Below are 19,709 nucleotides of genomic sequence, written 5' to 3'. Positions count from 1 at the left end.
TCAGCGCAGAGTCACGAACTCTTCGCTGCTCGTGGGGTGGATGGCGATAGTGTCGTCGAAGTCCCGTTTGCGAGCGCCCATACGAATGGCTACGGCGAAGCCCTGCAGCATCTCCTCCACCCCGTCGCCTATGGCATGCAGTCCGACAATGCGCTCCTCGTGTCCCACGGTCACCAGCTTCATCGCGGTCCGTTCCGGTTCGCTCTGAAAAGCGCGTAGCAACGGTACGAAGCGGCTCTGGTAGCATTTCACCTGCTCATCGCCATAGCGCTCCCGAGCCTCAATCTCGCTCACCCCCACCGTGGCGATGGGCGGATGACTGAAGATCACCGTGGGCGTCAGGCTGCTGTCGAGGTGTCGCTCGCTCTGCCCGCCGAACAGTCGATCGGCTAGACGGCGTCCGGCGGCAATGGCGACGGGGGTTAGGGCTGGCGCGCGCGTGATATCGCCTACTGCGTAGATGCCATCCACAGTGGTGTTCTGGAACTTGTCGACGGCAAGAAAACCATCGCCATCGGTAGCCAGGCCTGCCGCCACCAGACCGAGATCGCTGGTCTGCGGGCGGCGGCCAATGGCCCAGAGTACCGCATCGAGGCCCCCGAGGCAGTCTCCTTGCGCAAAGTCGAGACACAGGCCATTCGCGTCGCGCCGAAGCTGCCGCACCTGACGTTGGGCGAGGAGGTTGATGCCTTGCGCCTGCATGGCCTCCATCAGGTGTTCCCGCAGCATGGGCTCAAAACTATGGAGGAAGTGATTGCGCCGCATCACCAGCGAGACATCGCTGCCCAAGGCGCGCAAGACGCCAGCTAGTTCAACGGCGATATAGCCGGCACCCACCACGGCTACCCGCTGCGGCTGCTCGCCAAGGGCGAAGAATCCGTCGGAATCCATGCCAAGCTCGGCTCCGGGGATCTCTGGCCAGATCGGTGTTCCGCCCGTTGCCAGGAGGATCTTCGCTGCGCTGAGCAGGGTCTCGTCATCGACGCTGACCTGATTCTTGCCGCGCAAGCGACCATGACCGCGAAAAAGCGTCACGCGGTTGTTCTCTAGACCCTCGGCATAGCGCCTGTTGAGTCGCTGGATGTAGGCATCGCGATGGCTTTTGAAACTACCCCAGTTGAAGTCCCAGGGCGTTGCCGAAAAGCCATAGCCCTGTGCCAGCTCGTGGCTAGCTGCCAGGTGGGCAGCGTTCCAGAAGAGCTTTTTGGGGACACAACCGACATTGACACAAGTGCCCCCCAAAGGGCCCTCTGCCACCAAGGCGACGCGGGCACCATAGGAAGCGGCGCGGTTGGCGCTGGCAATACCGCCGCTACCGCCGCCGATGACGATAAAATCGAAGTCTGTTGTCGCGCTCATGGGTAAGCTCCTTACGACGTCATAGAGACGCCGTGTTCCAGATCGGGTTACGGTTAGTGGGCGGCGAGATGCTTGGCCAGATCGTCGGCACCACCGATGTGTTTGCCGCCAATGAAGACCTGTGGCACCGTCGAGCGTCCAGAAACTGCACGCACCGTCCGCGAGCTGATTCCCGTACCCATACCGGTATGTACCTCCTCGAAGGGAAGGTTGCGTTCCTGCAGCATCGCTTTGGCGCGGGCGCAGTGCGGGCAGCCTGCACGGGTGAAGAGCGTGATGAAGGCCGGATCCTGGGCGTTAGGGTTGATGTAGCGGAGCATGGTGTCGGCATCCGAAACCTCGAAGGGATCACCGGGCTTGTCAGGCTCGATGAACATCTTCTCGACAATGCCATCCTTCACCAACATGGAGTAGCGCCAGGAGCGCCGTCCAAACCCCAGGTCGGCCTTGTCCACCAGCATACCCATGCCGGCGGTGAACTCGGCGTTGCCATCGGGAATCAGGCGCACATTCTCGACGGCGAGTTCCTTGCCCCAGGCCTCCATGACAAAGGCGTCATTCACCGAGATGCAAAGAATGCTATCGACGCCGTTTTCGCGCAAGACCGGCGCCAGCTCGTTATAGCGGGGCAAGTGGCTCGAAGAACAGGTGGGTGTGAAGGCGCCAGGCAAAGCAAAGACCACTACTGTCTTGCCGGCGAAGAGTTCCTTCGTGCTGACATCCTTCCATTGATTGTTTTCCCGGGTGCGAAAAGTGACCTGGGGTACTGCCTTTCCTTCCATATTGCTGAGTTTCATGGATCGAGCCTCGATGGGTTCATCGAAATTGATGAAGCCTTAGGCTAGACAATGTCTAAAATATTTGCAAACGCCGCTCACTCTCTCAGGCGAGACCGAGAATACTGCTGACAAACTCCAGCCCTCCTTGGCGAATCTGATAATCCGCTTGGGCGCGGACGGCGGGCTTGGCACGATAGGCAATGCCCACTCCGGCCTTGCGCAGCATGGGTAGATCATTGGCCCCGTCGCCAATGGCGACGCATTGGCTGGCATCGGTGCCCGCGGCAATAGCGAGGAGGTCCAGGATATCGGCCTTGGCCTCGGCATCGACGATATCGCCGATGACCTCGCCGGTGAGCTTGCCATCGCGAATGTCGAGCTGATTGGCAAAGGCGTAATCAAGATCGAGTTCTTCCTGGACATGCCGGGTGAACTGGGTGAAGCCGCCAGAGACGACGGCGGTTTCCATCCCCGCACGCTTGGCGGCGGTGACCAAGTCGCGGGCCCCCGGGCTGAATTGTAGACGCTCACGAATCACGGCATCGATGGCGCTGACCGGGGTACCGGCAAGCAGGCGCACGCGCTCGCGCAGGGAACTGCGAAAATCCAACTCGCCGGCCATGGAACGTTCAGTGATCGCCGCGATCTTGCTTTTCAGGCCGAGATGCGCACCGAGCTCGTCGATGCATTCGATGGCGATCAGGGTGGAGTCCATGTCGCTGATCAACAGGCGAAACTGGCCGTTTTCCCAGTTGGGTGTGAGGGCGACGTCGACGGGAAACTCCATCAGTGCCTCGACCAGCTGGTGGTTGGCAAGGGGCAGGGCGGCGGCATCGCCCCAGATCTCGATCACCAGCTCATTGCCCTGGGCGAGTAGCACCCGGCCCGGCAGAAAGGCACGTAGTTGCAGACTGGTCAGTGCCCGGCGCAACATCGTCGGACTCAGGGCCCCGCGCAAAACCAGGCGTAGAGGCTCTTCTGCGTCTGTTGCGGGGCCCCAGAGGATCTCCCGCTCCTGCGCCAGCCCCTGGCGTGCCAGCTCCTCCAGGAAGGGTTGCAGCTCGGCAAAGTCGGCGGGCAGGCGCCAGCTCTGCAGCCAGCTCCCGGCAATTTCCCGTTGCTCGATTTCTCCGGCAACGATCTGGCTCATACTGGCGGGCAAGGCCATACGTCCCTGTTGGGCGGGACTCAAAATGGCGAGGCGGGTGGCAGGCATGCTTTTACTCCTTGCTTGAGTCAGGGCCATTGAGTTCGTCGATGAGCATAAGAAGGGCTTCGCATCGCGCCTGGCCGTCGGGCAGGGTACGGCGGATGCGCAGGCGGTCCTGACCCTCGAGCTGGAAAGTCTGCGATTCCTTCTGGATCTTCTGTAACAGGCGGTCCACCGGCAAGCGATGCTGTGCGCTCAGGGTCAAGCGTGCGCCCTGCGGTCCCGCGTCGATGGCGGTAATGCCCAGGCTCTCGGCCAGAATCCGCAGTTGCGTCTGGCAGAGCAGGGTCTTGACGGCATCCGGCAGGGCGCCAAAGCGATCCACCATCTCTACCATGATCTCACCGATCCCTTCGCTCTTGCGCAGGTTGGCCAGGCGTTTATAGAGCTGCAGACGCAGTTGCACGTCGGGCAGGTAATCGGAAGGGATGAGCGCCGGGGTGTTGAGATGGATCTGTGGCCCCTCCGCCTGTTTTTCCGCCAGACTTTGCGGATCCTTGCCGGCGCGGATGGCAGCGACGGCGTCGTTCAGCCATTCCATGAACAGGGTAAAGCCCACTTCATCCATGTGTCCGCTCTGGGCATCGCCCAGGAGCTCGCCGGCACCACGAATCTCCAGATCATGACTGGCCAGGGCAAACCCTACGCCAAGCTCTTCCAGAGACTGGATGGCGTCGAGGCGACGTTTGGCGTCGTCAGTCATGGCGCGCGGATCGGGGGTGAAGAGATAGCAGTAGGCCCGCTGATGTCCACGCCCGACGCGCCCCCGCAGCTGATGCAGCTGCGCTAGGCCGAAGCGGTCGGCACGGTCGATGAGCATGGTGTTGGCACGCGGGTTGTCGATGCCTGATTCGATGATCGTGGTACAGAGTAACAGGTCGAAGCGTTGATGATAAAAATCTAGCATCACCGCCTCCAGTTCGGCCTCCGGCATTTGCCCGTGGGCAATGCGGATGCGCGCCTCCGGCAGCAGGCGTTGTAGCAATTTACCGCTGCGCTCGATATCCTGTACTTCGTTGTGCAGATAGTAGATCTGCCCACCCCGATGCAGTTCGCGTTGGCAGGCCTCGCGAATGGTGTCTTCGGCAAATTCCTGCACAAAGGTGCGTACCGGTTGCCGGCGCTGCGGCGGCGTGGCAATCAGCGACAGGTCGCGCAGTCCCGCCAAGGAAAGATTCAGCGTGCGGGGGATGGGTGTTGCCGTCAGGGTAAGTACATCCACCTCACTGCGCAGGGCCTTGATCTTTTCCTTATGGCGCACGCCAAAGCGATGCTCCTCATCGAGAATCAGGAGTCCCAGGTCGGCAAATTGCACATCGCTCTGGAGCAGACGATGGGTGCCAATGAGGATCTGAATGTTGCCGGCTGCGGTATCCGCAAGGATCGCGCTGCGTTCCTTGCCCTTCTGAAAACGGGAGAGCATGGCGACGCGGATGGGTAGCCCGGCAAAGCGATCGCGAAAGTTCTCGAAATGTTGCTGGGCGAGGAGGGTGGTAGGTACGAGAATGGCCACCTGGGCGCCGCTGTGGGCGACCAGGAAGGTGGCACGCAGGGCCACCTCGGTCTTGCCAAAACCGACGTCACCGCAGACCAAGCGGTCCATGGGGTGCGGCCGTTGCAAATCGTCGAGAACAGCATCGATGGCGGCCTGCTGGTCCGGTGTTTCCTCAAAGGGAAAGCGGGAAACAAAGTCCCAATAGGCGTCACCCGGTGCCGGGAAGCTCCTTCCTGGACGCGCGGCGCGGCGCGCGTAGGTGTCGAGCAGCTCGCTGGCGGCATCGATCGCCTTCTGCCGCGCCTTGGCCTTGGCCTTGCTCCAGCGCGTATTCCCCAGACGCGACAGCTCGATTTCCTCGCTGTTGCCGACAAAGCGGCTGACGCGGTCGAGTTGTTCCACCGGTACATAGACCTTGGCATCGCCGGCATAGGCAATGCTCATGTACTCGTTGACATCCCCTTGCCCGGCAAAGGGGGTGTCCAGCGCCAGAAAGCGCCCGATGCCGTAATCCTCATGGACCACCACGTCGCCGGGCTGCAGTTCTCCCAGGTCGCGCAGCAGATTTTCCATGCTCCGCTGGCGTGCGCGGCCGCCACGGCGCTGGGCAAACACCCGATCGCCAAAGATCTGCGCTTCCGAGATCAACGCCAGATCGATACGTCCCCGCTGCTGATGCAACAGTCCTCGCTCCAGCGGCGCCACCGCGAGGGCAAGGGGGGCGGGCCCAGCGGAAAATTCGGACCAGTTGCGGACCCGTTGCACCGTGACGCCCAGCCGCTGTAGGTGCTCGCCCACCGCTTCGGCGCGTCCAGCGGATTCCGCCGCCAGCACTACCCGAGCACCGCCGGGAAGCTCTTGCAGAAAGCGCTCGAGACCGAGCAGAGGATTTTCACTGTTGCCCTGCAGGGAAGGGGGAGGCAAAAAGCCTTGCGCCTCGCCCTGCATCTGTTCGCTGAGCCGCAAAATGGGGTAGGCCGCTAATCGTTGCTGCCAAGAGTCCTCGCTCAGCAACAGTTCGTCAGGCCGCAGGATGGGATGGGCACGATCGCTGCTGCGCTCGGCATAGCGTTCTTGCCATTCCTGGCGCAATTGCTGAACGGCGGCCGCAAGCCCGGACTCCTCCAGCACGATGCTGTCCTTCGGCAGATAATTACTGATGTCGCCGCAAGCTTCAAAAAACAGGGGTAGGTATTGCTCGGCACCCGCCGGTATACTGTTGCGACTGGCGGCACGGTAGACCTCCGCCTGTTGCGGGTCGCCGCTGAAGCGGGCGCGAAACTGTGCACGAAAGCGTTGCAGGTCCTCGCTGGCAGTCGGAACTTCGCGTGCCGGCAGCAACTCTACCTTTTCCACTTTGCCGAGACTCCGCTGGGTTTCTACGTCGAAGGCACGAATGCTGTCGATCTCGTCACCGAAAAGCTCGATCCGATAGGGAAGGGGGCTGCCGCTCGGGAAAATGTCGATGATGCCACCGCGCCAGGCGATTTCCCCTGCTTCCGACACCTCGCTCACGCTCTGATAGCCGGCATCGATGGCACGCTGGCGGAAGGATTCGAGGGGCAAGCGCGCCCCCAGGTGGAGCCACAGCGCATGACGGTCGAGATGGCTCGGCGGCGGTAGAAACTGCAGCACCGCGCTTGCCGGAGCGATGATCAGTCCCCGCCAGTGCGGCAGCGCCGCGAGAGTGGCCAGCCGCGCGGTGCTGATCTCGGCCGGAGGATTCAAGCGATCGTAAGGAAGCACTTCCCGATCGGGAAAAACCAGCGGTGCAGGTAATTCCGGCGCGAAAAATTGCCATTCCCGTTGCCATTCTTCTATCGTGCGGCTGGCGTTGACGATCAACAGGATCGGGCGCTGCAAGCGGCGTTGTAGGGCCGCCGCCAACAGGGCCTGAGCGGCCCCCGGCGTCGGCGGCAGGGTAGCGGTTTTTCCGGGTTGGGGGACCAGTGACCCGAGCCAATCCATCAGCAAGACGGCACATCCTCAAAAAGCCAAGGCGACAGTCTATGCAGGCAAAGAAAAAACTGCAAAAGTCGCGGTCATTCGGGTATGCTGGCGCAGCGATCAGGAGGACGTGCATGGAACAAATCTGGGCCTTGATCCCCGCCGGTGGACGCGGGCAGCGATTTGGCGGTGCCGTCGCCAAACAATATCTGCAACTGCGCGGTCGCCCGGTGCTTGCCCATGCCCTGCAGCCCTTTTTGACCGAGCCGCGCATTCGTGGCGTACAACTGGTGTTGCCCGGCGCAGATCTCGCCACCGGCGCTTGGCGTGAGCTTCTTGGTCCGCAAAGCCGAAGCTTTCTGCCCCCGGTGGTAGGCGGGGCGCAGCGCCAGGACTCGGTGCGACTCGGCCTGCGCGCGCTTCTGGAACATGGCGCCCTGCCGCAGGATTGGGTGCTGGTCCACGATGCGGCGCGCCCTTGCCTGCAACGGGGCGATCTGCATGCGCTCCTGGATGCCTTGCCCAGAGCCCCACAAGGGGCTTTGCTGGCCTTGCCGGTAGCCGATACCCTCAAGCGTGCCGCGGGCGAGCATGTGGTGGCCACCGTCGAACGTAGTCATCTCTGGCGTGCCCTGACTCCCCAGGCCTTTCCCTTGGGTGCGCTGCTCGAAGCCCTCGACGATGCCGAGCAGCAGGGTGCCCCGGTGACCGATGAGGCCTCGGCTATGGAACGGCGCGGCTGGCACCCCCTTCTGGTGCAGGGCCACGCCGATAACCTCAAAATCACCTATCCCGAAGATTTGCCCTTGGCTGAGGCCATTCTGGCCGCGCGTGGGTCGTGAAAGGAGAACTATGGAGATTCGCATAGGACAGGGCTTTGATGTGCATGCACTGGTGGCAGATCGTCCCCTGATTCTGGGCGGCGTGCGGGTGCCTTATGAACTCGGCCTGGCCGGTCATTCCGATGCCGATGTCCTCATCCACGCCATTTGCGACGCATTGCTTGGCGCGGCGTCCCTGGGTGATATCGGCAAACACTTCCCGGATACCGACCCTCGTTTTGCCGGCGCCGATTCGCGTCTACTGCTCCGTCACTGCGCCAGCTTGCTGCAGCAGGAGGGGTATCGCATCGTCAATGTCGATTCGACCCTCATCTGTCAACGCCCCAAATTGGCGCCGCATATTCCCCAGATGCGGGAATGTCTCGCCAGTGACCTGCAGATTCCGCTCACTGCTGTCAGCGTCAAGGCGACGACGACAGAGCAGTTGGGCTTTACCGGCCGTGGCGAAGGCATTGCCGCTCAGGCCATCTGCCTCATCCAAGATGTCTGAGATCCCCGAGCGGTGGTATCCGGAGCTGGCGCTTGCCCGCCCGGTAGGCGTCTTTCGTTCCTCCCCTGAAAGCTTTTTTGTGGAAGAGGTGTTGCCTTTTGCTGCTGATGGCGAAGGCGACCATGCTTGGCTATGGGTCGAGAAGACGCGGCGCCACACCGAGGAGGTCGCCCGGCTGCTCGCGCGCTTTGCGGGCGTCCCAGCGCGAGACGTGGGCTACGCGGGTCTCAAAGACTACCATGCCCGTACCAGACAAGCCTTTACCGTGCCGCTCGTCGGCCGTGAGAAACTCGATTGGGGCCAGTTCGCCGCTGAGGGGATGCAAATTCTCGCTATCGACCGGCATCGGCGCAAACTACGGCGCGGTGTGCATCGCGGTAATCGATTTCGCATGCATCTACGCGACGCCAACGAAAGCAACGCTTGGGACAGCGCCTTGCAGATTTTGGCGCAACAGGGCTTCCCCAACTATTTCGGGGCGCAGCGTTTCGGGCGCGACAATCTGGCCGCAGCCGGACGCCTGCTGACTGGTGGGCGGCGTGGACGTATGCCACATCATCTGCGCGCGCTTTTGTGGTCGACGGCGCGCTCCGCGCTATTCAACTTGGTTCTTGCCGAGCGGGTGCGACAGAAAAGCTGGAACTGCATCCTGCCCGGTGAGATCATCCAGTTGGCCGGGACGCATAGCCAGTTTCGGGCTGGCGCAGAAGAGCTCGCGGAGCTGCAGGCCCGCGCCGATGCCTGGGATCTCCATCCCACCGGGCCACTGCCGGGTAAAGCTGCGGGGCAAAGCAAAGGGCTGGTAGGCGAACTGGAAGCGGAAACCCTTGCCGCTTGGCATGGTGGTGACGATTCTCCCGGCAACGGCATGGCCTGGGCAGCGGCGCTGGCCAGTCAAGGCTTGGATGCAGCACGACGAACCTTGCGCTGCCGTCCGGAGGATGTGTCCGTCCATGCGCCGCAAGCTGGGGAAATTGTTCTCCAGTTCTTTCTACTGCAAGGCTCCTATGCCACGGTGTTGCTGGAAGCCCTTGGGGTGAAGGCGGAAAAAATGAGCTCGGCCCCTTGTTCGTAGCAAGTGCATACTTTACGATAAACTACTCGTTTGCAGGGTAAAAACCAGGAAGGAACGATATGAAAAACCACGTGACCATTGGGCGTTTGGCGCGCGAGGCGGGGTTGGCAGCGGAAACTCTGCGGTATTATGAACGAATCGGGCTGATTCGTCCGGTGCAACGGACTCAGTCCAACTACCGACTGTACGACAACGAAGCGGAAGCGCGTTTGCGTTTTATTCGCCGGGCGCAGAATCTCGGTTTTTCCCTCGCGGAGGTCAAGGAGCTGCTGGACATCAACAGCCATCCGGAAAACGACATGGCGGCGGTGAAGCAGATTACCGAGGGTAAGATCGCCGACATCGAGGAAAAAATTGCAGATCTGGAACGGATGCGGTCGGCCCTGCGCGAGGTCAGTGAGCGTTGCCCCGGCCATGGCTCTGTTGAGGCTTGCCCGATCCTGGCCTCGCTTGCTGGGGCAGAGCGCGCCACCGACTTGCCGCCTGCCCCGGCCGCTCAGGCGCGCTGAAAAGTCCATCAGGCGTCAGCGGCGAAGCTCGCCCAGTAAGACCCGCAGGGCCCCGGAGCCGCCTTCGGCTGGTCCGGCCTGCAAAAAGGCCAGTACTTCGCGGTGGCGTTGCAGCCAGTGTCCGACTAAGCGTTTGAGGACGGGCACCTGTCCTGGTGAACCATAGCCCTTGCCGTGCACGATGCGGACACAGGTCCAGCGCTGCCGGCGAGACTCGGCGAGAAACTCGGCGACGGTCGCACGGGCCTCGTCTACTCGTAGTCCATGCAGATCGAGATCGGCCTGCACGCGAATTTTTCCACGACGCAGGTCCCGCAGTAGCCGCTCGGGCAATCCGGGGCGCAGATATACCCACTCATCGCCTGTCCACCAATCATTTTCCTCTTTGTTGCCACGCGCCAGGTCTGCCAATACGGCCAGTTCATCAGCAGTGGCTTGGTGTGCCTCTGGTTCCGGAGCCGGCGCCCGTGGCGGCGGCTCCGGGGCTGAGAACAGCCGCACATCCCGCAGAGCGGAGCGAAACTCCTCTCGTTCGTCATCGGCAAGAAAGAATCCGGGATTAGCTCTTGCCCTTTTCCGTGCTGAGCGCCGCGCCACGCATCAGGCGCTGGCCTGCTCCAGCCAGCGTTCCGCGTCTAGGGCGGCCATACAGCCCGTCCCGGCGCTGGTTACTGCCTGACGATAGACATGATCCTGCACATCGCCTGCAGCAAACACGCCAGCGATGCTGGTCATAGTCGCAAACCCTTCCCGACCGCCCTTGGTGATCAGGTACCCGGTTTCGTCCATTTCCAGCTGTCCTTTGAAAAGCTGTGTATTGGGCTGATGGCCGATGGCAATAAATACGCCGGTCGCTGCAATGTCTTGCGTCTTGTCGTCTGTTGCAGATGCCAAGCGCAATCCAGTAACCCCCGAGGAGTCACCCAGAATCTCGCTCACTTGATGAGTCCAGATCACTTTCACGTTTTCTTTGGCAAAGAGCTTGTCTTGTAGAATCTTTTCCGCCCGGAATTTGTCACGCCGATGGATGACGGTCACCGTCTTGGCGATGTTGCTGAGGTACAGCGCTTCTTCGACCGCGGTGTTACCACCACCGACGACGGCGACATCCTGATTCCGGTAGAAAAACCCATCACAGGTGGCGCAGGCAGAAACTCCTTTACCACGATATTTTTCCTCACTCTCCAGGCCCAGATATTTGGCTGAGGCACCAGTGGCGATGATCAGAGAATCGCAGGTATAGCTTCCCTGATCGCCCTGCAAGCGAAAGGGCCGCTCCCCGAGATTGGCCTCGTTGATATGGTCAAAGATGATCTCCGCATCGAAGCGGCGCGCCTGCTTTTCGAGTTCCGCCATCAGATCTGGACCGAGAATGCCATCGGCCGCTCCCGGCCAGTTATCCACATCGGTGGTCGTCATCAGTTGGCCCCCGGGTTCCATTCCCTGGATGAGCACCGGTTGTAAATTGGCCCGAGCGGCATAGATCGCCGCGGTGTAGCCTGCGGGACCGGAACCGAGAATGAGTAAGCGCGCGTGCTTGCTGTCGTCTGCCATGACCGCTCCTGTCGAAAAGAAATATTAGTAATTGTAGCACTCCTTCCTTGGCCACGGCAGAGTCAGAAACGTTTTGGAAGCTCACCCTATGACCCGTCAAGCCCTGGCAGATATCCCTTTCGCTTTCAGGATATTGCTAAAGATTCAGTCTTAATCCCTTGACAGAAAAGGGAAGTCTCGGATAGCTTGCGGGCATGTCGAAAGCACGCAGCGCAGTAGCAGCGAATGGTTCGGTGCGGGAGAACAGGTCGAGGCCGAGCGGGTATCCCTGGCGTCGGGAGGTCTTGGTCTTTGTCCTACTGCTTTCGAGTCTGTTCGCTCTCCTTTCCCTGATCAGTTTTCATCCGCTCGACCCCAGTTGGTTCACCAGTGGTCGGGGAGAGCCTGCACGCAATTGGGGAGGCGAGCTGGGGGCCGAGTTGGCCGCGTTCCTGATACAGATTTTTGGGATTGCTGCCTGGTTGCTTCCCTTCGCGCTCCTGGCCTTCTGTTGGCTCTGGCTGCGGCGCTTGCATTGGCAACGTCCGCTGCCGCGCCTACGCATCCTCGGCGGGATCCTGTTTTTCCCGGCCGTTAGCGTGCTTCTGGCCTTGCTCTGGCCACTGATGTGGTGGCCGGTAAAGGGGCAGAGTCCCGGCGGGATCATTGGTGCGGGCCTTGCGGGATTGCTTTCTCCTGTCATTGGCAGCGTGGGCACCGGGCTGATTTTCCTCGCCTTGAGTGTGCTGAGCGTTGCGCTCGTAACGCGGACAAGCCCTGCACATTGGGCGAGCCATCTGCGCGCTCTATCGCTCCCCCGTTTTTCCTTGCCCCGCGCGCCGAGCTTCTCTTTGCGCTTGCCGCGCTGGCGGCGAGAGGCTTCGGTAACGGCTGAAACCAGCGGTGCCGTGGCCCCGAAAGTCACCGCGCGACCGTCCACCGCGTCGCAAGTTCTCGAGCCAGGGCGCCCGTTCCCCTCGCGCAGGAAGGCTCCCCCATCCCCGTCGAAGGTAGTGACCGCCAGCAAAGAACAGCTACCCTTACCGGCTCCCGTAGGCCCCCCACGCGCGGATGGCTTGCCCGAACTCTCCTTGCTGGATGTGCCCGAAGCCGATGACCCCGCTTTGGTTCCCTCGCCCGAAGAGCTGGCGGCGCGTTCCCGCTTTCTGGAAGAAAAATTCGCGGATTTTGGTGTCAGTGCCCAGGTTGTGGACGCGCACCCTGGCCCGGTCATCACCCGCTATGAGATTGAACCTGCAGCTGGCGTCAAGGTGAGTCAGGTCGCCGGCCTGAGTAAGGATCTGGCGCGCGTTCTTACCGCCCGGGTACGGGTAGTGGAGGCGATTCCGGGTAAGGCGACGATGGGTATCGAAGTCCCAAATCCGAAGCGGCGTGTGGTCCGTCTCTCCGAAATTCTCGGTAGCGCCGCCTTCGCGCAGAGCAAAAGCCTCTTGACCCTGGCCTTGGGGCAAGATATCGGCGGCCAGCCGATTGTCGCGGATTTGGCGCGGATGCCCCATCTCTTGGTGGCTGGTACCACTGGCGCCGGGAAATCCGTCGGCGTCAATGCCATGATCCTGAGCATTTTGTACAAGGCCACGGCGCAGGAAGTGCGCATGATTCTGGTCGATCCCAAGATGCTGGAGCTGTCCGTGTACGAAGGTATCCCGCACCTGCTCGCGCCGGTAGTCACCGACATGCAGGAGGCCGCCAACGCCCTGCGCTGGTGCGTCGCGGAAATGGAACGGCGCTACAAGTGGATGGCGCACGCTGGTGTGCGCAACTTGGCGGGCTACAACCAGAAGTTGAAAGAGGCCGAGGCGCGTGGTGAGTCCCTGCCGGGACCTGACAAAGACTTTAATGACGAGCCGATTGCATTGCACCCGCTGCCGGCCATCGTCGTCGTCATCGATGAATTTGCCGACTTGATGATGGTGGTCGGCAAGCAGGTGGAAACCCTGATCACGCGCCTGGCACAGAAAGCGCGAGCGGCTGGTCTGCATCTGATCATGGCGACCCAGCGCCCATCGGTAGATGTGATTACCGGCCTGATCAAGGCTAATATTCCCACACGCATTGCCTTCCAGGTGTCGTCGCGCATCGATTCACGCACGATTCTCGACCAGATGGGTGCGGAAACGCTGCTGGGGCAAGGCGACATGCTGTATCTGCCCCCCGGCAGTGGTTATCCCCTGCGCGTGCATGGGGCCTACGTCAGTGACGACGAGGTGCATCGGGTAGTCGAGAGCCTGCGGCAGCTGGGTGCTCCAGAATATGACGAAGAGATTCTGTCGGGCTCCGGCGATGATGCGGGAATGGGGGAGGCCGGCGACAACGATGCGGAGAGTGATCCGCTCTACGATCAGGCTGTCGCGATTGTCACCAGCAGCCGCAAGGCGAGCATCTCCTATGTGCAGCGGCAGCTCAAAGTCGGGTATAATCGAGCGGCTCGAATGATCGAGGAAATGGAGAGGGTGGGCATCGTTGGTCCCCTACAAAGCAATGGTAGTCGAGAAGTGCATGCTGCTGCCCCGCCGCGCGACTGATCTCGTGCGACTTTGTGTTTCCGTCGTTTTCGGATGGTTATTGATGGTCGGCGTAAGCCTGCCGTTGTTCGCTGCCGAGCCTGGCGCGCTGCTGGAAAAATTCTTCCGCTCCAGCAAGACCGTGACCGCTGATTTTCAGCAGGAAGTGTTCAACCATGGTGGTGTCGTCGAACAGCGTGCCAGCGGACAACTCTGGATTGCCAGGCCTGGGCGCTTCCGCTGGAACTATGCCGGCAAAAATGGGCAAATGATCGTTTCCGATGGCCGGCAGGTCTGGCTCTATGAGCCCGCTCTGCAGCAGGTCACGGTACAACCGTTGGGCAAGGTTTTGGGTAGCACCCCGGCAGCGCTGATCGCTGGACGCGATGTACTGCCGACAGACTTTCAGATCAGCTCGCTGCCAGCGAAAAGTGGCCTGCAATGGGTTTTGCTCAAACCGAAAAAAGGGCAAAACCAAGGCTTTACCTCCATCCAGATGGGCTTTGACAACGCTGGACAGTTGCGCGAAATGCTGATGGAAGATGCCTTCCAGCAGGAAACCGTCCTGCATTTCGAACATGTCCGCGTGAATGTCCCCATTTCCGACAAGATCTTCCATTTTACTCCGCCGGCCGGGGTAGACGTTCTCAAAAATCCATGAATTGGAGTAGTCATGCGTAAGACCCTGGTTGTTTATGCCTTAAGCACGCTGGTCATTTCTGCTGCTTGCGATTTAGCCTACGCCAACAGCTTCGCGGTACCGACCGGTGTTGCGGCCCTATCGGAGGCCGGGGCGGTGGTGGCCGACGGGCAACCAGTCAGTGATTATTCCTATAATCCGGCAGGCATGGCTTTTTTCTCTGGAAATCGGGCAGCCATTGAGCTACTGGCCCAGCGTCCTTCCTATAATTACGCCAATGGCAGCACCGACATCGGTGCGCAGACCAATACCAGTATCCTTGCCGACCTCTATTATACCCATCGCTTCGACAGCATGCCGCTGGCGCTGGGTATTGGGGTCACTTCGCCCTATATCCTGCGCGACAGTTGGGCGCCCAATGCCCTGTACGAGGGAAGTCCATACCTCAAGAATCAACTGCGCATCATTGATATCAATCCGAGCATCGCTTACCTGCTGCTCCCTAATCTCAGTGTGGCGGTTGGGCTCGACTACTACCAAAGCATTGGCGGTAAATTCGGTACCCTCTCGGCAGACGGCAGCGGTGTCGGTGGTCGCATCGGCCTGCTCTACAGCACTGAGGGCTATAACGTTGGGTTGAGCTATATTTCTCCCGCCAGCCTCTCTGCCAGTGCGGGCAAGATTGAGCTGCCGGGCAAGCTGCAGGCCGGTTTTCGCTATCGCTGGACACCCTCCTTTGCCACGGAGCTCGATGTCGACTGGACCAACTGGGCAAACGCACAACTGCCGTACTATGGTAACCTGGGTTGGAAGTCCGCTCTGGGCTACCGTGTGGGTCTCAGTTACCACCTGAATCAGGACCTGGAAATCCGTGGTGGTATTGCCCATACCGACAGCCCGGCGGGAGCAAACGCGGTGCAGCTCGCGGTGCCGGCAACGGCATCCAACTCGGCATCCTTCGGCTTGGGGATTAGTCTTGGACCCTGGCATTACGATATCGGCGCCAGCTACGCCTTGTCCGGGTCCGCTGGCGGCGCGCCATTCCCTCTCCAGGATGCTGGCACGGTACCCAGCGGGTCCTACAAGGCCAGTGCCTTCACCCTCGGGCTGGCCTTGGCGCGCAGTTTCTGATGTCCTGAATGCCTGATCGACGCCCTCTGGCCGCGCGCATGCGGCCTAGCAGTCTTGCCGAGTTCGTTGGTCAGCCGCAGCTACTCGGGGCCGGTGGTAGTCTCCGGGCTGTTCTCGATGAGGGCGGCCCAATTCCGTCTCTTGTTCTGTGGGGCCCGCCGGGTTCGGGCAAGACCACCCTCGCTCGCCTGCTTGCAGCTCAGTCCCAGGCAGAGTTCGTTACGCTCTCGGCGGTGGACAGCGGCGTCAAGGAGTTGCGCGCGGTCGCCGAAAAGGCGCGTCAGTTACGGGAGTGTGGGCAGGCATCATTGCTTTTCGTCGACGAAATTCATCGCTTCAACCGCGCACAACAAGATGCGCTATTGCCTTATGTTGAGGACGGCATTTTTACCTTGATCGGCGCAACCACGGAAAACCCCAGTTTTGCCCTGGTCCCTGCCTTGTTGTCGCGGGCGCGTGTGTACGTTCTCCAGCCTTTGGATACTGCCGCCTTGAGAGAGATTCTCGACCGGGCGTTGCAGGATGTAGGGAAAGGCTTGGGGAAACAGAATCTGGTTGTGAGCGCCGCTGTCCGCGCGCTGCTTATTGACGCCGCCGATGGTGACGCCCGGCGTTTGCTTGGTATTCTCGAGCTGGCCGCCAACGGGAGTGAAAACGGCGAAATCACAATGGAGCAGGTACAACAGGCCATTGGCGAGAGTTGGCGGCAGTTCGATCGCCACGGAGAGCAGTTCTACGACCAGATCTCGGCCTTTCACAAGTCCCTGCGCGGTTCGGATGTCAACGCCGCTCTGTACTGGCTGGCGCGGATGCTCGATGGTGGTGCCGATCCGCTCTATCTGGCCCGGCGTATGGTGCGCATGGCCAGCGAGGATGTCGGCCTGGCGGATCCGCGTGCCCTCAGTATCGCCATCGCTGCGCGTGACGCCTATGCGTTTCTCGGCAGTCCCGAGGGAGAGCTCGCTCTGGCCGAGGCCGCCGTCTATCTTGCCAGCGCCCCCAAGAGCAACCGCATCGAGCTGGCTTGGAACGCAGTGCGCGCGCAGATTCGCCGCGAGCGCAGCCGGCCGGTTCCCCTGCATCTGCGCAATGCGCCGACCCGGCTCCTGCGGGAGCTGGATTATGGTCGGGAATACCAATACGATCACGATTTTCCCGATGCCATCGCGCCAGGGCAGTCTTATCTGCCACAAGGCATGGCGGACGGCCGCTGGTATACCCCCACGGAGCGGGGCTTTGAGAAGACCATGGGCGAGCGTCTTGCCTGGATCGCTGCTCATCGGAAAAGATCAGGAGACTGAACCATGCTCGACCCGAACCTGTTACGCACCCAGACGGCCGCGGTGGCCGAGGCGCTCGCCCGGCGCGGGCATGTCCTGGATGTGCAGGCACTGCGGTCCCTGGACCAGCAGCGGAAAACCCTGCAAGTCGATCTGGAGGCGTTGCGCAATGAACGCAATGTCCTGTCCAAGGAGATTGGCGTCGCGCGTCGTGAGGGCCGCGACACCCAGGCGGAGCAGGCGCGTGCCGCGGAACTCGCTGCTGCCGTCAGCGAAAAGGAGGGGCGGTTGACTGCCGTCCTGGCGCAGTGGGAGGAGTGGGTGCGTACGCTACCCAATTTGCCCCAAGCGGATGTTCCCGATGGGCCCGATGAAAGCGGTAACGTCTGTGTGCGCAGTTGGGGCGAGATCCCGCGCTTTGACTTTCCGGTCAAGGACCACGTGGATCTGGGTACCGAGTTAGGTGTCCTTGATTTTGCCGCGGGCGTCAAACTCGCCGGAGCACGGTTTGTGGTATTGCGGGGCGCGGGTGCGCGTCTGGAGCGGGCGTTGACTCAATTCATGTTGGATCTGCATACGCAGGAACATGGATATGAGGAGATCGCTCCGCCTTTTTTAGCCAATCCTCAGTCGCTGCTCGGTACCGGACAACTCCCCAAGTTCGCGGAGGATCTCTTTGCGCTGCGGGATGATGATTTTTACCTGATTCCCACCGCCGAGGTCCCGCTCACCAATCTGCTGCGTGAGGAGATCGTTGCCACGTTACCGCAGAAGTACTGTGCCTACACGCCCTGTTTTCGTCGAGAAGCGGGCTCTGCCGGACGCGATACCCGTGGCATGATCCGACAGCATCAATTCGACAAGGTCGAACTAGTGCAGATCGTGCGCCCGGAAGAGTCCGCAGCCGCGCTCGAAGAGCTTACCGCCCACGCTGCGAAGGTTCTGGAGTTGCTGGAGCTGCCCTACCGCGTCATGCTGCTCTGCGCGGGCGATATGGGATTCTCGGCCGCCAAGACGTACGACCTGGAAGTCTGGCTGCCGAGCCAGAACTGCTATCGCGAAATCAGCTCCTGCAGTAACACCGAGAGCTTTCAGGCCCGGCGCCTGCAACTGCGCTACCGCGATAGCGATGGCAAGCCGCAACTGGCGCACACCCTCAACGGGTCCGCGCTGGCGGTGGGACGCACCTTGGTCGCGTTATTAGAAAACCATCAGCAGGCCGGTGGCCGCGTGCGGATTCCCCCCGCCCTGCGACCTTATCTCCGCGGTGAAGAATTTCTTGATGTCCGCGCCAGTTGAGCCCTATGTGCCGATATCCTGTGCGCTGCACAGCGAACTGGAACTAGCCGCCATGCGCCGTCGGCCTCTGCAGTTGCAGCTTAGGGGGGACCGCAGTTTGCGCGGGATAATTACCGATGTCTGGACTGCATATGGGCGGGAATGGTTGCTGCTCTCAGTGCAACCGGCATCTTCCCGATCTGATTATTTGATCGATTTGACAGAGATAGAGGGAGCGCATGCAGTTCTATCCTAAGAAATGGCTCGGACTATTCGCCCTGGCGACAGGAGCCCTGTTGCCGGGCAGGTCTGCGTTGGCAGCAGAGTTTCCACTGCCTGCGGCAGGCAGCAATATGGTCGGCCAATTGCACGTCGTACTTGCCCGTCAGCAGGATACCCTGCTCGACATCGCCCGCCATTACGACGTGGGCTACAACGAGATTCGCGAGGCCAACCCCGGTGTCGACCCCTGGCTGCCGGGGAAAGGTACCCGCGTCCTCGTGCCTACCCAATATATTCTTCCACCGCCCCCTTGGCAGGGTATCATCATCGATATTCCGGCACGCCGCCTCTACTACTTCCCGGCTGGGAAAAAGGTGGTCTACACCTATCCCATCGGCATCTTCCGTCCCAAATGGCCAGATCCGCTGGGTACTACGCGCATCATCGCCAAGGTCAAAAATCCGAGCTGGACCGTACCGAAAAATATCCAGGAAGAACACGCCAAGGCCGGCGAGCCGATCCCCGCTTACTTTGCCCCTGGACCTGACAATCCCATGGGAGAATTGGCATTGGAAACCGGCTGGTCGCAGATCTACATCCACGGCACCAACAAACCCTGGGGGGTGGGTATGCGGGTAAGTCATGGCTGCTTCCATGTCTACCCGGAAAATGAGGTCCAGCTGTTCAAGATGGTCAAGGTGGGGACACCAGTGCGGAGCATCGACGAACCCTATCTGGTGGGAAGTGATGGCGATGGACACCTGTACCTGCAGGCATTTACACCCATTGAGTCCTACAAGAGCGATCTCTCGCCGCAGCAGCGCGCGGTGAATGCCATCGTTCGGTATCAAAAGGGCATGAGCACCCCCGTCGTTGTGAACTGGCAGCGTGTGATCGACCTGGTGCAAAAGCCAAATACCGTGCCAACCGGTATCGATGTCTCTGCGCCCAGCCTCACGCAGGTTATCAATACCTTACCTGCGCAGCCCTATGCCTTCGCACCCTTTGGAGACAATGCGAATCAGGCCACTCCACCGCCGCCAGCGACGCCTGTTCCGGGGTAGCAATAAAAGGGCTTGCAATGGGGGAGTGAGCTCGGTATAGTTCGCTTCCTCGCCGCTGAGGTGGTGAGGCTGGAAACGAAGGAAGACGCTTAGTATTGCTTTTGAATTCGAATTCAGGCTAGAATGTAAGACCCGGTGCGGGGTGGAGCAGCCAGGCAGCTCGTCGGGCTCATAACCCGAAGGTCGTAGGTTCAAATCCTACCCCCGCTACCAAATATTCGCAGTATGCTGTTTTGTTCTTTCAAAACCGAGTGGAGATGTGTGGGGTTTAGGCCCTTGCGTGGTGTAGGTACTGGGTGTGTGTAGTGGTTCTGCTGCTATGTACATTGA

Annotated in this window: 17 protein-coding genes and 1 tRNA gene; 12 read left to right on the top strand and 6 right to left on the bottom strand. The window is 60.8% G+C overall.

Annotation, left to right across the window (positions count from 1 at the left end):
- The 4 genes from gorA to mfd form a co-directional block, all read right to left on the bottom strand.
- Nucleotides 1–1,359 carry a glutathione-disulfide reductase gene (gene gorA, locus AC2VNM_RS01375; protein ID WP_483165558.1) on the bottom strand — a complete coding sequence of 453 codons (1,359 nt, stop codon included), beginning with the start codon at nt 1,357–1,359 and terminating at the stop codon, nt 1–3.
- Between the two features lie 53 nt (nt 1,360–1,412).
- Entirely contained in the window at nt 1,413–2,156 is a 744-nt protein-coding gene (locus tag AC2VNM_RS01370; RefSeq protein WP_483165559.1) for a glutathione peroxidase, read from the bottom strand.
- A gap of 85 nt (nt 2,157–2,241) precedes the next feature.
- Entirely contained in the window at nt 2,242–3,354 is a 1,113-nt protein-coding gene (serB, locus tag AC2VNM_RS01365; protein ID WP_483165560.1) for a phosphoserine phosphatase SerB, read from the bottom strand.
- A gap of 4 nt (nt 3,355–3,358) precedes the next feature.
- Nucleotides 3,359–6,811: a transcription-repair coupling factor gene (mfd, locus tag AC2VNM_RS01360; protein WP_483165576.1), complete on the bottom strand. Its 3,453-nt coding sequence runs from the start codon at nt 6,809–6,811 to the stop codon at nt 3,359–3,361.
- Between the two features lie 113 nt (nt 6,812–6,924).
- On the opposite strand from mfd, the gene ispD reads away from it, so the two are divergent.
- The 4 genes from ispD to AC2VNM_RS01340 are packed head-to-tail and all read left to right on the top strand — an operon-like array spanning nt 6,925 to nt 9,706.
- Nucleotides 6,925–7,632 carry a 2-C-methyl-D-erythritol 4-phosphate cytidylyltransferase gene (gene ispD / locus AC2VNM_RS01355; protein ID WP_483165561.1) on the top strand — a complete coding sequence of 236 codons (708 nt, stop codon included), beginning with the start codon at nt 6,925–6,927 and terminating at the stop codon, nt 7,630–7,632.
- 10 nt (nt 7,633–7,642) lie between these two features.
- The gene (ispF, locus tag AC2VNM_RS01350) at nt 7,643–8,122 is read left to right on the top strand and encodes a 2-C-methyl-D-erythritol 2,4-cyclodiphosphate synthase (protein WP_483165562.1); all 480 of its coding nucleotides are present in this window, start codon (nt 7,643–7,645) and stop codon (nt 8,120–8,122) included.
- Nucleotides 8,115–9,197: a tRNA pseudouridine(13) synthase TruD gene (truD, locus tag AC2VNM_RS01345; protein WP_483165563.1), complete on the top strand. Its 1,083-nt coding sequence runs from the start codon at nt 8,115–8,117 to the stop codon at nt 9,195–9,197. Before ispF ends, truD begins: the two co-directional genes overlap by 8 nt.
- Before the next feature lie 59 nt (nt 9,198–9,256).
- Nucleotides 9,257–9,706 (top strand): heavy metal-responsive transcriptional regulator, encoded by a 450-nt coding sequence (locus AC2VNM_RS01340; RefSeq protein ID WP_483165564.1) that lies wholly within the window; start codon nt 9,257–9,259, stop codon nt 9,704–9,706.
- Nucleotides 9,707–9,721: 15 nt separating this feature from the next.
- On the opposite strand, the gene AC2VNM_RS01335 is transcribed toward AC2VNM_RS01340, so the two are convergent.
- Both AC2VNM_RS01335 and trxB read right to left on the bottom strand, forming a co-directional pair.
- Nucleotides 9,722–10,303, bottom strand: a complete 582-nt coding sequence (locus AC2VNM_RS01335; protein ID WP_483165565.1) for a Smr/MutS family protein — start codon at nt 10,301–10,303, stop codon at nt 9,722–9,724.
- A gap of 3 nt (nt 10,304–10,306) precedes the next feature.
- Complete coding sequence (gene trxB / locus AC2VNM_RS01330; RefSeq protein WP_483165566.1) at nt 10,307–11,260, bottom strand: thioredoxin-disulfide reductase; 954 nt, start codon at nt 11,258–11,260, stop codon at nt 10,307–10,309.
- Between the two features lie 194 nt (nt 11,261–11,454).
- On the opposite strand from trxB, the gene AC2VNM_RS01325 reads away from it, so the two are divergent.
- From AC2VNM_RS01325 to AC2VNM_RS01290, 8 genes are all read left to right on the top strand, one after another.
- Entirely contained in the window at nt 11,455–13,785 is a 2,331-nt protein-coding gene (locus AC2VNM_RS01325) for a DNA translocase FtsK (protein ID WP_483165567.1), read from the top strand.
- The gene (gene lolA / locus AC2VNM_RS01320; RefSeq protein ID WP_483165568.1) at nt 13,760–14,425 is read left to right on the top strand and encodes an outer membrane lipoprotein periplasmic chaperone LolA; all 666 of its coding nucleotides are present in this window, start codon (nt 13,760–13,762) and stop codon (nt 14,423–14,425) included. The genes AC2VNM_RS01325 and lolA overlap by 26 nt, the downstream gene beginning before the upstream one ends.
- A gap of 12 nt (nt 14,426–14,437) precedes the next feature.
- Entirely contained in the window at nt 14,438–15,535 is a 1,098-nt protein-coding gene (locus tag AC2VNM_RS01315) for an OmpP1/FadL family transporter (RefSeq protein WP_486912737.1), read from the top strand.
- Nucleotides 15,536–15,543: 8 nt separating this feature from the next.
- A complete protein-coding gene (locus AC2VNM_RS01310) occupies nt 15,544–16,836 on the top strand; it encodes a replication-associated recombination protein A (protein WP_483165570.1) in 1,293 nt (430 codons plus the stop codon).
- A gap of 3 nt (nt 16,837–16,839) precedes the next feature.
- Complete coding sequence (gene serS / locus AC2VNM_RS01305) at nt 16,840–18,114, top strand: serine--tRNA ligase (protein ID WP_483165571.1); 1,275 nt, start codon at nt 16,840–16,842, stop codon at nt 18,112–18,114.
- Nucleotides 18,098–18,349 (top strand): Rho-binding antiterminator, encoded by a 252-nt coding sequence (locus AC2VNM_RS01300; protein ID WP_483165572.1) that lies wholly within the window; start codon nt 18,098–18,100, stop codon nt 18,347–18,349. The genes serS and AC2VNM_RS01300 overlap by 17 nt, the downstream gene beginning before the upstream one ends.
- Complete coding sequence (locus AC2VNM_RS01295; RefSeq protein WP_483165573.1) at nt 18,333–19,379, top strand: L,D-transpeptidase family protein; 1,047 nt, start codon at nt 18,333–18,335, stop codon at nt 19,377–19,379. Before AC2VNM_RS01300 ends, AC2VNM_RS01295 begins: the two co-directional genes overlap by 17 nt.
- Nucleotides 19,380–19,515: 136 nt before the next feature.
- A tRNA-Met gene (locus AC2VNM_RS01290) sits at nt 19,516–19,592 on the top strand.
- Nucleotides 19,593–19,709: the final 117 nt, after the last annotated feature.

The organism is Acidithiobacillus sp. TH-A67 (genome assembly GCF_057473545.1).
Note: the sequence above shows the minus strand (reverse complement) of the source record. Positions and strands in the feature narration are given on the sequence as shown.

Bases quoted from the DNA above. Each gene is read 5' to 3' on its own strand.
- AC2VNM_RS01340 (WP_483165564.1), top strand. From the start codon at position 9,257: ATGAAAAACCACGTGACCATTGGGCGTTTGGCGCGCGAGGCGGGGTTG.
- serB (WP_483165560.1), bottom strand. From the start codon at position 3,354: ATGCCTGCCACCCGCCTCGCCATTTTGAGTCCCGCCCAACAGGGACGT.
- AC2VNM_RS01295 (WP_483165573.1), top strand. From the start codon at position 18,333: ATGCAGTTCTATCCTAAGAAATGGCTCGGACTATTCGCCCTGGCGACA.
- mfd (WP_483165576.1), bottom strand. From the start codon at position 6,811: ATGGATTGGCTCGGGTCACTGGTCCCCCAACCCGGAAAAACCGCTACC.
- truD (WP_483165563.1), top strand. From the start codon at position 8,115: ATGTCTGAGATCCCCGAGCGGTGGTATCCGGAGCTGGCGCTTGCCCGC.
- AC2VNM_RS01325 (WP_483165567.1), top strand. From the start codon at position 11,455: ATGTCGAAAGCACGCAGCGCAGTAGCAGCGAATGGTTCGGTGCGGGAG.
- gorA (WP_483165558.1), bottom strand. From the start codon at position 1,359: ATGAGCGCGACAACAGACTTCGATTTTATCGTCATCGGCGGCGGTAGC.
- AC2VNM_RS01315 (WP_486912737.1), top strand. From the start codon at position 14,438: ATGCGTAAGACCCTGGTTGTTTATGCCTTAAGCACGCTGGTCATTTCT.
- serS (WP_483165571.1), top strand. From the start codon at position 16,840: ATGCTCGACCCGAACCTGTTACGCACCCAGACGGCCGCGGTGGCCGAG.
- lolA (WP_483165568.1), top strand. From the start codon at position 13,760: ATGCTGCTGCCCCGCCGCGCGACTGATCTCGTGCGACTTTGTGTTTCC.
- trxB (WP_483165566.1), bottom strand. From the start codon at position 11,260: ATGGCAGACGACAGCAAGCACGCGCGCTTACTCATTCTCGGTTCCGGT.
- ispF (WP_483165562.1), top strand. From the start codon at position 7,643: ATGGAGATTCGCATAGGACAGGGCTTTGATGTGCATGCACTGGTGGCA.
- AC2VNM_RS01300 (WP_483165572.1), top strand. From the start codon at position 18,098: ATGTCCGCGCCAGTTGAGCCCTATGTGCCGATATCCTGTGCGCTGCAC.
- AC2VNM_RS01310 (WP_483165570.1), top strand. From the start codon at position 15,544: ATGCCTGATCGACGCCCTCTGGCCGCGCGCATGCGGCCTAGCAGTCTT.
- ispD (WP_483165561.1), top strand. From the start codon at position 6,925: ATGGAACAAATCTGGGCCTTGATCCCCGCCGGTGGACGCGGGCAGCGA.
- AC2VNM_RS01370 (WP_483165559.1), bottom strand. From the start codon at position 2,156: ATGAAACTCAGCAATATGGAAGGAAAGGCAGTACCCCAGGTCACTTTT.